The organism is uncultured Bifidobacterium sp. (genome assembly GCF_963540075.1).
Lineage (GTDB): Bacteria > Actinomycetota > Actinomycetes > Actinomycetales > Bifidobacteriaceae > Bifidobacterium.
In genome coordinates this window covers 17324-30673 of the sequence record NZ_CAUTOG010000002.1, presented here as the reverse complement: position 1 = coordinate 30673, position 13350 = coordinate 17324, and the positions used below count along the sequence as shown (strand labels likewise).

The window sequence follows — 13350 nt, the reverse complement described above, 5'->3', positions numbered from 1 at the left end:
GGCCTATGGGGGGTATCGTGGGAAGCCAACGGAACCAAGGCCCGTCCAAGGTCCCGGCGAAACCGCTCTCCACGACATGGGAGGTACGCGATCCCGGAACGCCGGCGAGTACGATCACGGAACGGTGGGAAGGTCAGGTGGGACGAATGCCGAAGCACCCCTTCGTCTCGGAGAATCAGGAGGGACGCCCGGTCTTCGAATGGTCCGTTGCGCTCGTCACCCTCATCGCCATCCTCCTCGCCGCGCTCGGATACGCGATGGAGGCCACGGCGACTCTTGCCGTGACCTCCATCGTCTGCGGGGTCCTGCGTCTCGCGCTGCGGGAACGCAGCCCCTGGAAGGTGCGCTCAGTCGGATTCGACGCGGCTATCGGCATCCTCTTCGGACTCGGTCTGCTGCTCGTCTTCCTGAGCATCGGGATCATCGTCTGAGGCATCCGAATCGGTCTCGTCGTCATCGTCCTCCGCATCGGCGGCGTCCTGCGCGACCGGACCGGTCGCACGGCCGGAGAGCATCTGGGCGACAATGACGACGAGGGCCACGAGGGCGGCCGCCAGCACGGGGCATATCCAGAACACCCAGAGCTGCTGCAGAGGCTGCTGCGACAGACCCTGGTTCTGGGCGAACACGGCGATTCCCGTGGATCTGGCGGGATTGAGCCCCGCCCCCGTCAGCGGATAGGCGACGGCCGCGCCGAGCCCATAGGCCATGCCCATGACCAGGCCGTGGTCCTCGGTCGGGCTTCCATCCTGTCGAAGGGTGCGCAGGGCGGCCGCGATGACGATCATCGAGCCCACGACCTCGACGAGCACGGCGAGACCGATGCTGAAGCTGATGTTCACGCTGCTCAGGGTGGAGTATGACACGGAGCCGTCATCGAATCCGTTGACGACCGGCGTCAGCCAGACGGAGGCCTTCACCGAGGAGGACGTGGGAAGAAGAAAGCGCAGCAGGGCACCGGCCCCCAGGGAACCCAGAATCTGGGCCACGATGTAGATGAGCCCATCCAGCGGGGCCGTGCGTCCGGTGAGCATCGCGGCCACGGTGACGGCGGGGTTGTAGTGTCCTCCCGACAGCTTCCCCATCACCGTGGTGACGGCCGCATACGCGAGTCCCGTGGCCACCGCGATGAAGGCCATGTTCACGCCATACATCGCGGTTCCATAGGAGCTCACCATGTAGATGGCCAGGAAGACGAACAGGCTTCCGACGAGCTCGGCGCCCGCCCGGAGCGCCAGAGGGGTCGCCACGGACGGGAGGCCGACGGCTGTGCGATTGCTCATATGCTGATCCTTAGTGTGATGAGGGAATCCCCGAAACGCAAGTCAGTGTATCAGCCCGTCCTGCGGTCCGGCTCTTCGCGCGGCCGGCGGAACCGGCATTGAGATACCATGGACGGCGCCATGCATGTGCGATCCGAAAGGGTGGACGACGGCAGGGCTTTGACGAAACGGCCACGTTGGGAGAACGATGCCACACCCCTATGAACAGCAGTCACCAAACGACGAAGCACGGCAGGCGCACAGGCCGCATGGGACGGACGACGAGGAGGGAATCCGCCTCCAGAAGATTCTTGCGCAGGCGGGCTTCGGATCGCGGCGGGCCTGCGAGCGCATGATCCTCGACGGCAGGGTCGAGGTCGACGGCGAGCTGGTCACCCAACTGGGGGCGCGCGCCGATCCCTCGCACCAGCAGATCCGCGTTGACGGCTCGCGTGTGAGGATCAACACGAACCATGTCACCCTGGTCCTCAACAAGCCGCGACGGGTGCTCAGCACCATGGACGACCCCAAGGGCCGCTACACGCTGCGCGACATCGTCGGCGACCGCTACGAACGCATCTTCCATATGGGACGCCTCGACTACGACTCCGAGGGCCTCATCCTCATGACGAACGACGGGGAGCTCAGCGAGCACGTCATGCATCCGCGCTATGAGGTCGAGAAGACCTATGTGGCCACCGTCGAAGGGCGCATACCCGGCACCGTCTGCCGGCGTCTGGTCACCCAGGGGGTTCGCCTCGACGACGGCCCGATCAGCTTCGACCGCTGCGCCATCATCGATTCCAGCCGTGAGACGACGATCGTCAAGGTGGTGCTGCATTCGGGTCGCAACAGGATCGTCCGGCGCGTGCTCGCTTCGGTGGGCTTCCCCGTCCGTCGTCTGGTGCGCACCCAGATCGGTCCCATCCGGCTGGGGGATCTCAAGCCGGGTTCCTACCGAGTGCTCTCGTCCACGGAGGTCCGGTCTCTGTCCAAGGAGGTGGGTCTGTGATCCGCGTCGCGATCGACGGCCCCGCAGGGGTCGGCAAATCCTCGACCTCGAGGGCATTGGCCCGGCATTTCGGCCTCGCCTATCTGGATACGGGGTCGATGTACCGGGCCTGCGCCTGGTGGTGCCTGCATCACGGGATAGACCTCGACGCCGATCCCATCGACGCGCAGACCGTCACGGAGACCGTGGGGGAGTTCTTCACGGGAGGGCACGCTGACTTCGGCGTCGACCCCGACGAGCCCTCCGTCCACGCCGACGGGAGGGACATCAGCGAGGCGATCCGCTCCGCCGAGGTCTCCTCGCATGTCTCGAAGGTGTCCGGGGTCATCCCCGTCCGGCACGTCCTCATCGCCGCCCAGCGCGCCATCATCGAGGGGGAACGCGCTGAGGGCTCCTTCTCGGCGGGGAAGGGGATCGTCGTCGAGGGCCGGGACATCACCACCGTGGTGGCGCCGGACGCCGAGGTCCGCGTCCTGCTCACCGCCCGCGAGGAGGTGCGCCAGGCGCGCCGCAGCGGGCAGATGGTCGTCGGGGTCGGGGGCGAGGACGTCGCCGCACGCGATCGTGCCGACTCCGCGGTGACGAGCTTCCTGTCCGCGGCCGATGGAGTGACGACGCTGGACAACTCCGACCTCACCTTCGACCAGACACTCGACGCGCTTGTCCATCTCGTGGATGACGCGATCGAGGAGCAGAACCGACGGCTGTATGCCGCGAATCTCGAAGGCTACGACCTTGACGAGGACGACCTGCGACTCATCGAGGAGACACGGGTCCCGGGCGCCATGGACACGCAGGCCGGTCCCGAACCGATCGGCGTCCTCGCGGTCGTGGGGCGTCCCAACGTGGGCAAGTCCACCCTCGTCAACCGGATTCTCGGGCGTCGCGCCGCGGTGGTCGAGGATACCCCGGGTGTCACCCGGGACCGCGTCGCCTATGACGGCGAATGGGCGGGGACGTCATTCCGTCTCCTCGATACCGGAGGCTGGGAGACCGACGTCGCGGGACTCGACTCCGCGGTGGCCTCGCAGGCGGAGGTCGCGATCCGGATGGCCGACGCCCTGGTGTTCGTCGTCGACGGACAGGTGGGAATGACGGCCACCGACGAGCGGATCGTCGCGCTGCTGCGCTCCTCCGGACGTCCTGTCACGGTGGCGGTGAACAAAATCGACGGACAGAACGCGGAATACCTCTCCGCCGAGTTCTGGAAGCTCGGCCTGGGACAGCCCTACGGCATCTCGGCCCTGCACGGACGCGGCATAGGCGACCTTCTGGACGCCGCCGTGGGCTCCCTGCGGAGGACGACGCGGCGATCCGGAGCGGCCACGCCCTCCGGTCTGCGTCGCGTGGCTCTTGTGGGGCGTCCCAACGTGGGCAAGTCATCGCTGCTCAACGAGCTCGCCCATGAGCAGAGGTCGGTGGTCGACCCCACCGCCGGGACGACGCGGGATCCCGTCGACGAGGTCATCGACATCGGCGGGGACGACTGGCTGTTCATCGACACCGCGGGGATCCGTCGCCGTCAGCATCGTCTGACGGGCGCCGAATACTATTCGGCCCTGCGCACGCAGGCCGCCATCGAGCGCGCGGAACTCGCCCTGGTGCTGTTCGACGCCTCCCAGCCCATATCGGATCAGGACCTCAAGGTCATGAGCCAGGCCGTCGACGCCGGACGCGCCGTCGTGCTGGTCTTCAACAAATGGGATCTGGCGGACGAGTTCGTCCGCCAGCGCGTCGAGCGACTGTGGAACACCGAGTTCGACCGGGTGACCTGGGCCAGACGCGTCAACCTTTCGGCGAAGACCGGATGGCACACCAACCGGCTTCCCGACGCCATGCGCGAGGCCCTGGCCTCCTGGGACCGCCGGATCTCCACGGGACGGCTCAACGCGTTCCTCGGACGTCTGCAGTCGGCGAATCCGCATCCCCTGCGGGGAGGACGCCAGCCGCGCATCCTCTTCGCCACCCAGGCCTCCACGCGCCCGCCGCGTTTCGTGATATTCGCGACGGGATTCCTCGAGCACGGCTATCGACGTTTCATCGAAAGGTCGCTGCGCGAGGAGTTCGGCTTCGAGGGCACCCCCGTCCAGATCTCCGTGACGGTGCGGGAACGCAGACGGCGCTGACGGCTCTCCCGTCCAGAGCCCTCCGCAAGCCAAGAAGACGACACGGGCGGACGAACGAGGGCACGCCGGTTTGAGCGCTCGGACGGCCTGTGGTAGGCTGTCCACTCGGTGCCGCAGGCACCGTTCGGGCCGTAGCGCAGCTTGGTAGCGCACTTGACTGGGGGTCAAGGGGTCGCGGGTTCAAATCCCGCCGGCCCGACGATATGGCGACGGGGTTTTCCGTCGCCTTCGTCGTCGGGACGGCAGATTCCCATGACGATGTCCTCTGGGGGCCTATGGGGTCGAGGAAGTCGCCATGCTCCTCGCGCGCCCGGATAATCGACGTCGGCGAATCAAAGGAGTCCATGGTGACAGACCCGTTCGATGCAGCGGCCGCGAAGATGAGGGATGCCGCGATGAGCGACGTCGCCATCGCTCAGTTCCATCGTCTGTACGACGCCTGGAAATCGGATTCCGGTGGGGCCTGGATTCGCGAGCAGGACGTCGAACCCGTGACCGACGTGCCCAGCTTCCACGACGTGTACGACACCATCGACCATGACAGGGCCGTCGCGGCCTTTGCGAGGACGGCCTTCCTCAAGCTCAATGGCGGGCTTGGCACGTCCATGGGTCTGTCGGGCGCGAAGTCGCTGCTTCCGGTGCGCCGCCACAAGGCACGGCAGATGCGATTCATCGACATCATCCTTGGCCAGGTCATCATGGCCCGACATCGTCTGGGCGTCCCGCTTCCCCTGACGCTGATGGACTCCTTCCGGACCTCGCGCGACACCATGCGCGTCGTCGACCGCAACCGGCATTTCAGGCAGTCCGATGTACCCCGGGAGATCATCCAGCACCAGGAGCCCAAAATCCTCGAATCGACGGGTCTGCCGGTCGACTTCCCCAAGAATCCGGATCTTGAATGGTGCCCCCCCGGGCACGGCGACCTGTTCTCCACCATCTGGGAGTCCGGACTCCTCGATGCGCTGGAGAGCAGGGGCCTTCGATACCTCTTCATCTCCAACTCCGACAACCTCGGGGCCAGACCGTCGAGAACCCTCGCCCAGCATTTCGAGAACACCGGGGCCCCCGTCATGGTGGAGGTCGCCGTCCGCACCGACGCCGACCGCAAGGGAGGGCATCTGGTACGTGACCGCAGAACCGGACGTCTGCTGCTGCGCGAGATGACGCAGGTGCACCCCGACGACCGATCGGCGGCCCAGGACATCTCGCGTCATCCCTACTTCAACACCAACAGCATCTGGATGCGCATCGACGCTCTCAGGGACCTTCTCTCCCGATATGACGGGGTGCTGCCCCTTCCCATCATCGTCAACCACAAAGAAGTCGACCCCACCGACCCGGGGTCCGACAAGGTCGTCCAGCTGGAGACCGCCATGGGTGCGGCCGTATCCCTGTTCGACGGGGCCCTCTGCGTGCAGGTGGATCGCATGAGGTTCCTGCCGGTCAAGACCACGGACGACCTGTTCATCATGCGCTCCGACCGCTTCCATCTCACCGATTCCTTCGAGATGGAGGACGGGGACTACCACTTCCCTTCGGTCAGTCTCGATGAGCGCTACTACCGCAACATCGAGGACTTCGACGAGCGCTTCCCCTATTCGATGCCCTCCATCGCCGCGGCCCGGTCCGTCACCATCCAAGGCGACTGGACCTTCGGCCGCAACGTCACTATGTACGGCGACGCGCGCCTTGAGGACCAGGGCCATCCCAGCTATGTTCCCGACGGGCAGTTCGTCGGACCTCAGGGCATCGAGCCCGACGACTGGGTCTGATCCCGTTTCGGTGTGCTCCGAAGGGCCTCACGGCATGGCGTTCCGGTCCTCTTCCCCTGAAAGGCTCCGGACCCACTCGCGGCCATCCGACAGGGCTTTCCGGCTATCCTCCCCGTCGCTCGGCCAAGCCTGAAACCGGGACATGACATCGGGAAGCGGGCTGACACATTGTGGTGAAAACGCCGACATCCGCGTGCGGACGCTCTACTATGGAACAAGGTGCGCGCCGACAGGCCGCACTACACATGGAACGATAACGATACGCGAGGACCAATGGCAGAGGGAAGCAGCGGGAGGCGGCGTTTTTCCGACAAATGGGGCAAGCACGAGCTCGACGTGCTCGCGGTTCTGTCGTCGGCGTTCCCACAATGGCTGACCTCCCGCCAGATAGCCCAGAGGGTCAAGGCATACGCCGACTCCTATGGCGAGCTGGCCGATCAGGCGGCGAAGGCAGCCTTCGCCAAGCAGTTCCAACGCGATCGGGCCAAGCTGGCCGCCATGGGCATCGCCATCGAATCCCGTCAGCCTGAGTACTCGTCCAAGTCCGAGGGACAGGACTTCGCCTCGTACAGGCTTCAGCTGGGTGACGAGCCACGGGTGCGTCTGCGGTTCGAGCAGGAGGACCTTCCCGTTCTCGCCGCAGCCAACTATCTCGCCAGATCCATGTCGATATCCTCCATGTCCGCGCGGGAGCCCGTCGAACAGCACGCCTCGCGCACGACTCCACGCGTGCCGCAGACGCCCGTACCGGGGCTTGGTCTGGACTCCATCGCCCCGGGACTCGGTACGCAGACCATTCCCGACGCCCTGGTGAAGGTCATCGACTCACGGCGATTCGCGGCCACGGTCGACGTGGACGGCGAGCATCTCAACGTCGCCTATGCGGACTCCGACGATCTGGCGATGTTCGTGCTCGAACATCCCGGCGCCTCGATCATCAGCCCGCACGAGGCCGCCGACGCCTTCCACCGCCGTCTCACCGCGGCCACCCGTTTCAGCCTGGCCGATTCCTCGCGGGGCGAGGACGGGGACACGGTGGTCTCGCCGTCCATCAGCCGCCAGGACCATGACGCCGAGGATCCGGAGGCGTCGGATCCTCTGCAGCAGCATGGAGGGGCCTCCTTCCAGACGGGAAGCGAGGTCGACCGGCGTCTGCGGCTCATGCTGTTCCTGTCGGCGCATCTGGGGGAGGAGTTCTCCCTGGCCGAACTCGCGGAGCGCTTCGTGGGCTCCGCGCAGGATGATGACGCGATGAAGCGCGCCATCTCGGTCGTCCGCAAGGACATCAACACGCTGACGACGGTATCCGACGACGGGGAGATGGCCGGAAGCCAGTTCTTCGACATCGACTGGTCCCTGCTTGACTCCGAAGGCATCGTCTCCGCGACCAATTCCCTGGGTCTGGAACGACTCGCCGGGATCTCCCAGCAGTACCTGAGCATGCTCACCGCCTCCGTCAGCTATCTCGCCCACGCCCCGCTGCTTCCCGACCGTCAGCGCTCCCAGGCGGAGTCCCTGTACATGACGCTGCGTCAGCACGTCCGGCCCGGGGAGACGCCGTGGCTGAGCCTGACCGGGTACGAGCTCGAGCCTCGCAGCTTCTCCGTCGTCCGCCAGGCCATCGACACCGACTCGCTGCTCGATATGGAGTACACGGACGGCGCCGGACGCACCAGGCGCAAGCTGGTCGCCCCGTCGAAGATCTTCGTGGACGAAGGCGTCTACTACGCCGCCGTCTGGACCGACGTGGCGGAGGCCGCCCCGGAGGGGCTGCGGGGGCTCGTCTCCAAGGACATGACGCTCAACAGGGTCAACGGCCTTCCCCGCGTGTGGCAGGTGCTGCGTCTGGCGCGCATCGAGCGCGCCGTCCTCGTCACCCCGACAAGCCGTCCGGAGATCCCGGACATCCCGGTCGGGGAGCTGCGCAAATGGAGCTTCGACAACGGGACGCCGGCGGTGTTCATCACCGATCGCCCCGGCCTGTCCTTCATCTCCACGCTTCCCGGCGCCACCGTCGAACGTTGCGGAACGGGGGAGAAGGTCCATCTCATCGTCTCCTCCGACTCGTGGTTCGTCGCCTTCTGCATCTCCCACGCCCGGCATATCACGGCCGTCGCCCCGGAGACGCTGCGCACGATGATCCTCGCGCGGGCGCGCCGGGAGCTCAGCGTCGGACAGCCCGAGGCCTCACGCGCCCAGACCGTCGCCTCCGGCGACGCGGAGCGCTGAGATGCCCTGGTGGATCTGGCTGGTTCTGGTCGCCTTCATGCTCGTGTGCCTGACCACGGGAGTCGCGCTTGCGGTCCGCTCGGGGCTTCGTGCCCTGCATGACGCATCCGCCGTGTCGGATCGCGTCTCCGCACATCTGGAGAGGATGTCCGAGCCGTCCGCGGAACGACCTGCCGAACCGGCGTCCTTTGCACGGCCGCTTCGTCTCACCGCGGCGAGATACGGCGACGCCCGGGTCGGCGTCGAGCGTCGGGCACGCCGCAGACGGGACCGGCACCGGGAAATCTGGAGATCCTGGACGTCGGACGGATCAGGACGGGAATCGGCCGCGGACGATCCGGGGTCCCGGCACGGTCTGGTCGGGTGATTCCCGACGGGCGCGACGCAACGTTCGGCAAGTCAATGACGGGAGAGACATGACCCAGCCGAGGATCCACGACCGCCACGGCCGGGAGGAACCGTCCCCCTCCGAACGTTATGCCCGCTATATGGAGGAGCGCCGGCATGACGCCACTCAGGCGGCCCGATTCGCCCGGACTCTGCCCTTCGACCTCGATGACTTCCAGTCGCAGGCGGACGACGCCCTGGAGGCTGGACGCAACGTGCTCGTGGCCGCACCGACGGGTGCCGGAAAGACCGTGGTCGCCGACTTCGCCGTGTTCCTCGCGCGGCGGCGCGGCGTCAAGGCCTTCTACACGACCCCCATCAAGGCGCTGAGCAACCAGAAGTACCATGACCTCGTCGACGCCTATGGATCCGACGCCGTCGGCCTGCTCACGGGCGACACCTCGGTGAACTCCGAGGCGGACATCGTCGTCATGACCACCGAGGTCCTGCGCAACATGCTGTATGAGAGGTCGACCACCCTCGACCGTCTCGGCTATGTGATCCTCGACGAGGTCCATTACCTTGCGGACCGCTTCCGAGGGCCCGTATGGGAGGAGGTCATCATCCACCTTCCCGCCTCGGTCAGAATCATCGCGCTCTCGGCCACCGTGTCCAACGTCGAGGATTTTTCCGGTTGGATCTCCTCGGTGCGAGGCGCGACCTCCCTGGTGGTCTCCGAGCATCGACCGGTGCCGCTCGAGCAGCATGTCATCATCCAGCGGGACGAGGCCCACGAGCCCGAGCTCATCGACCTGTATCGTTCGGATTCGGCCGGACGGACGACCACCCAGATCAATCCGCATCTTCTGCGCCGTCTCGACGATCTCGATGCGAGGGCCGTCCGTCGGTCCTCGCCGTCGGTACGCAGACGACGACCCAAGCGGGGGGAGGAGGACCGCCGGGAGAGCGTCCGACGGCATGTCCCGAAGCGCTGGGCCGTGGTCGATGAGCTTCACTACCTCGATCTTCTGCCGGGAATCTACTTCATCTTCTCGCGCGCGGGATGCGACCGGGCCGTCGAGCAGTGTCTGGCGGCGGGACTCGAACTCACCACCGATGAGGAGTCGGAAAGAATCGCAGGCATCGTCGACCGGATGGTCGCCGGCCAGCTTCCGGATTCGGACCTCAAGGCCCTGCACTTCGCGAGGTTCCGCTTCGCCCTGCAGGAGGGTTTCGCCCCCCATCACGCCGGGATGATCGCCCTGTTCCGGCAGATCGTGGAACACCTGTTCGAGATGGGACTCGTGCGAATGGTGTTCGCGACCGAGACCCTTGCTCTGGGGATCAACATGCCCGCGCGCTGCGTGGTCATCGAAAAGCTTGAGAAGTTCGATGGAACGGCCCATGTCCCGCTGACCCCCGGGGAGTTCACGCAGCTCACGGGACGCGCGGGGCGACGCGGCGTGGACGACCTCGGCCACGCCATCGTCGTCGACCACCAGGGCTTCGTCCCGGCGATGGCGGCCGCGCTGTCAAGCCGACGCGTCTATCCTCTGCATTCCAGCTTCCGTCCGACCTTCAACATGGCGGTGAACCTGCTGAGCTCCAGCGACTACGGCACCGCGCGGGCGACGCTGGACCACAGCTTCGCGCAGTGGGAGGCCAACGAGTCCTCCACCGACCTGGAATCCCGCATGAGGGTTCTCGAGGAGGCGCTGGCGTCATACGAGAAGGCCTTCCGGTGCGAGCACGGGGATTTCAGGGAGTACATGACGATTCGGATGCGGCTCAGCGACCTGCAGAAGCGGGGGAGAGGCGACATCGCGCGGCGTTCCGCCGACTCGCCGCAGGAACGCCGCCGAGCGCTTCGCCGGCTCGACGCCGACGTCGTCGTGCTCAGAGACGAGGAGCGGCGACATCCCTGTCGATCCTGTCCGGATCTGGACCGGCATCTGGTCTGGGGCCATCGCTGGATGCGCGAGACCCGTGAGCTTGAAAGTCTGCGCCGCCGCTACGAGGAGAGGACGGGTTCGGTCTCACGTCGCTTCGACTCCATCTGCTCGATCCTCGAATCCCTCGGGTATCTGCAACGAGAAGCCTCCGCCGCCCTCGCTCTCACCGGCCGGGGGCAGGTCCTGCGCCGCCTGTACGGCGACCACGACCTTCTTGTCGCCGAGGCCCTGGTGGACGGCGTCCTGGGGAATCTCGGTCCCCGCGAGCTCGCGACGGTGCTCTCCGGAGTGGTGTACGAGGCCCGACGTGGGGGGAACGACGAGCCTGGCCGTTACCCGGGCGGCGAGGACGGCGGAATCGCGCGAGCCTGCGCCAGGCTTCGGGGTCTCTGGTCCAGTCTGGAGGAGACGCGTGAGGAGGGCGGTCTTGAAGCCTCGGATCCTCTGGATTTCTCCTTGGTTCCGGCCGTCCATGCCTGGGCCGGCGGAAGCGACCTCGCCGACGTCCTCGCCCAGGGGGATATGACCGGCGGGGATTTCGTGAGGACGATGAAGCGTCTCTCCGATCTCCTTGGGCAGATCTCCTCGGCCTGCGAGGCCCGTCCGGACGTCGTCTCCGTCAGACGGGGGACGGTTGACGCCGCCCGGGATGCCATCACCAGGGGAGTGGTGGCCTATTCCGGCGTCGATTGACGCCTTCGCGAATGCGCGTTCTCTGTCGGCGCATCAGGGAATGCAGCAGTGGTCGCAGCTGTTCGATAGCGTGGTAGAGGAATCATGACCGCAGACGGTCCGCGCGATAGGCGCATGGACCGTCGATAAGGAGGCAGGAATGGCCGAACGCAGTCTGCGCGGCATGAGCATCGGTGCGAAGTCGCTGGAGTCGGACGACAACGTCGACTTCGCGGCGCGCATGGACGTCACCTACGTCTGTCCGAATGGGCATCGCACCATCGTGCCCTTCGCCGAGGGCGCTGAAACCCCTGACGAATGGGAATGCCGCTGCGGTCAGACCGCCCATCTTGAGGGCGAGGCCGACAAGGAGGCCGACGAGATCGCCAAGCCGACGCGCACGCATTGGGACATGCTGCTCGAAAGGCGCACGAAGGACGAGCTCAAGACCCTTCTGGAGAAGCGTCTGCGGATGCACCACGACGGCTGGATTCCCGATTACGAGTAGTAGTCGGATTCGCGCGCATGCCCCAGAGATCGGCCGCCATCCCGTCTTGAGGCATGCGCATGAACCATCCGACACGGAGAAGGGACAACTGATGGGCGAGGGCCACACGACCGACACGAACCCTGCGGCACGTCGGATCGTGCTCCTCGATCTCGACGGCACGCTGACGAAGTCGGATGCGGGCATCATCGCCAGCGCCACCAGGGCCTTCCAGGAGATGGGACGTCCCGTTCCCGACGCGGCCGAGATGCGCCGCTTCGTCGGACCCGCCATCATCGAGTCGATGCGCCGCAACGGCGTCCCCGAGGACCAGCTCGATCGGGCGGTGGCGATCTATCGCGACTACTATTCGCGGACCGCGAGCTTCGACGACCCCGCGCATCCCGGCTCGAAGGTTCCCGGAATGCTGGTCAATTCGGTGTACGAGGGCATTCCCGAGCAACTTCGCCTTCTGCGATCTCAGGGCTTCATGCTGGCCGTGGCGACATGCAAGCCGGAATTCCAGGCCGTGCCGGTCTGCCGGCACTTCGGGCTTGACGTTCTCGTCGACGCCGTATACGGGGCGAGCAGGGACAACTCGCGCATCGCCAAGGACCAGGTGATCCGCTACGCCTTCGATGGCATCGGCTTCGATGCCGGACGCGGCGACCGGGCCCTGATGGTCGGCGATCGCTGGACCGACGCCGATGGGGCGCGCGCCTGCGGTCTGGACTGCCTGGGCTGCGGATGGGGCTACGCCGAACCCGGCGAGCTCAAGGCCCACGGCGCCTACCTGACCATCGATGACGTGTCCGGTCTTGATGATGCCGTCAACGAGTATTTCATCGTCTGACTCAGACGATGATGAGTCCCGTGGATTCCGTTATGTCCCATTGGCCCCGATGAGATGTCGTGAGCAGTGATCCGAGGCCGTTTCGGTTTGTCCGATAATGTACGTTATGTCAGATTATGAACAGAGAGCCGCTCTCGCGTCTCCCCTTCCGACACGCCACCGGCATAGGCGACCAATCTCATCGCATGCGAGAAGTCATCGGCGGTAACGGCCACCACCGGGACGACCGTCCCTCGCGGCGATGATCAGACGAGGAGCGAGCATCCTCGCGTTCTATCTCGTATGGGAACGCAGACGTCTGTCCATCTCGGCACGCATGGCATGGACCGCGCGCCTATACAACAGCACGACCTGCACGGCGGCGAAGACGGCGAGCCCCGCAAGCGCGATCCACCCCCAGCGCTCCCATTCGGCCGCGATGGGAGCGGCAAGACCAGGCTCGACGATCGCATACGCCGGCAGAACGGCGAAGCCCAGCAGGAGATAGAGGACGTGCAGCCAGGCCGTTCGCCATCCCACAGGCATGACACGACGCCTCGCTGACGAATCCTTCGTCAGGAAGCCGCCCCCATGCAGACAACTGACGCAGACCGCCGCTCCGCAGAGGGCCGCGGCGGCAGCCACAGCGACCGGAAGCAGCAGCACGGCACCGGTC

At 66.1% G+C, this 13350-nt stretch carries 11 protein-coding genes and 1 tRNA gene; 10 read left to right on the top strand and 2 right to left on the bottom strand.

Features of this window, described 5'->3' with window-relative positions:
* The first annotated feature begins 146 nt into the window (after positions 1-146).
* Positions 147-431, top strand: coding sequence for a DUF3017 domain-containing protein (locus RWX87_RS00775; protein ID WP_314685924.1), 285 nt, complete (start codon positions 147-149; stop codon positions 429-431).
* Here RWX87_RS00775 and RWX87_RS00770 read toward each other — a convergent pair.
* Positions 348-1283: an aquaporin gene (locus tag RWX87_RS00770; protein ID WP_314685870.1), complete on the bottom strand. Its 936-nt coding sequence runs from the start codon at positions 1281-1283 to the stop codon at positions 348-350. The two genes, RWX87_RS00775 and RWX87_RS00770, sit on opposite strands and share 84 nt — an antisense overlap.
* A gap of 187 nt (positions 1284-1470) precedes the next feature.
* On the opposite strand from RWX87_RS00770, the gene RWX87_RS00765 reads away from it, so the two are divergent.
* The 9 genes from RWX87_RS00765 to RWX87_RS00725 all read left to right on the top strand — a co-directional run bounded on the left by RWX87_RS00765 (position 1471) and on the right by RWX87_RS00725 (position 12695).
* Positions 1471-2274, top strand: a complete 804-nt coding sequence (locus RWX87_RS00765; protein WP_314685869.1) for a pseudouridine synthase — start codon at positions 1471-1473, stop codon at positions 2272-2274.
* Positions 2271-4400, top strand: coding sequence for a bifunctional cytidylate kinase/GTPase Der (gene der / locus RWX87_RS00760; protein WP_314685867.1), 2130 nt, complete (start codon positions 2271-2273; stop codon positions 4398-4400). The genes RWX87_RS00765 and der overlap by 4 nt, the downstream gene beginning before the upstream one ends.
* 125 nt (positions 4401-4525) lie before the next feature.
* Positions 4526-4599, top strand: a tRNA-Pro gene (locus tag RWX87_RS00755).
* Positions 4600-4744: 145 nt separating this feature from the next.
* Complete coding sequence (locus RWX87_RS00750; protein WP_314685865.1) at positions 4745-6175, top strand: UTP--glucose-1-phosphate uridylyltransferase; 1431 nt, start codon at positions 4745-4747, stop codon at positions 6173-6175.
* Positions 6176-6448: 273 nt separating this feature from the next.
* The gene (locus RWX87_RS00745; RefSeq protein ID WP_314685863.1) at positions 6449-8404 is read left to right on the top strand and encodes a WYL domain-containing protein; all 1956 of its coding nucleotides are present in this window, start codon (positions 6449-6451) and stop codon (positions 8402-8404) included.
* Position 8405: 1 nt separating this feature from the next.
* On the top strand, positions 8406-8771 hold the full coding sequence (locus RWX87_RS00740; protein WP_314685861.1) for a hypothetical protein: 366 nt from the start codon (positions 8406-8408) through the stop codon (positions 8769-8771).
* Between the two features lie 49 nt (positions 8772-8820).
* The gene (locus RWX87_RS00735; protein WP_314685860.1) at positions 8821-11376 is read left to right on the top strand and encodes a DEAD/DEAH box helicase; all 2556 of its coding nucleotides are present in this window, start codon (positions 8821-8823) and stop codon (positions 11374-11376) included.
* A gap of 139 nt (positions 11377-11515) precedes the next feature.
* Positions 11516-11863, top strand: a complete 348-nt coding sequence (locus RWX87_RS00730) for an RNA polymerase-binding protein RbpA (protein ID WP_314685858.1) — start codon at positions 11516-11518, stop codon at positions 11861-11863.
* Positions 11864-11954: 91 nt separating this feature from the next.
* Entirely contained in the window at positions 11955-12695 is a 741-nt protein-coding gene (locus tag RWX87_RS00725; protein ID WP_314685856.1) for an HAD hydrolase-like protein, read from the top strand.
* A 273-nt stretch (positions 12696-12968) separates the two neighbouring features.
* On the opposite strand, the gene RWX87_RS00720 is transcribed toward RWX87_RS00725, so the two are convergent.
* Positions 12969-13340: a hypothetical protein gene (locus RWX87_RS00720; protein ID WP_314685854.1), complete on the bottom strand. Its 372-nt coding sequence runs from the start codon at positions 13338-13340 to the stop codon at positions 12969-12971.
* Positions 13341-13350: the final 10 nt, after the last annotated feature.

Coding starts and splice junctions, on each gene's coding strand:
- RWX87_RS00775 (WP_314685924.1), top strand. CDS start 147: ATGCCGAAGCACCCCTTCGTCTCGGAGAATCAGGAGGGACGCCCGGTC.
- RWX87_RS00770 (WP_314685870.1), bottom strand. CDS start 1,283: ATGAGCAATCGCACAGCCGTCGGCCTCCCGTCCGTGGCGACCCCTCTG.
- RWX87_RS00765 (WP_314685869.1), top strand. CDS start 1,471: ATGCCACACCCCTATGAACAGCAGTCACCAAACGACGAAGCACGGCAG.
- RWX87_RS00750 (WP_314685865.1), top strand. CDS start 4,745: ATGGTGACAGACCCGTTCGATGCAGCGGCCGCGAAGATGAGGGATGCC.
- RWX87_RS00745 (WP_314685863.1), top strand. CDS start 6,449: ATGGCAGAGGGAAGCAGCGGGAGGCGGCGTTTTTCCGACAAATGGGGC.
- RWX87_RS00740 (WP_314685861.1), top strand. CDS start 8,406: ATGCCCTGGTGGATCTGGCTGGTTCTGGTCGCCTTCATGCTCGTGTGC.
- RWX87_RS00735 (WP_314685860.1), top strand. CDS start 8,821: ATGACCCAGCCGAGGATCCACGACCGCCACGGCCGGGAGGAACCGTCC.
- RWX87_RS00730 (WP_314685858.1), top strand. CDS start 11,516: ATGGCCGAACGCAGTCTGCGCGGCATGAGCATCGGTGCGAAGTCGCTG.
- RWX87_RS00725 (WP_314685856.1), top strand. CDS start 11,955: ATGGGCGAGGGCCACACGACCGACACGAACCCTGCGGCACGTCGGATC.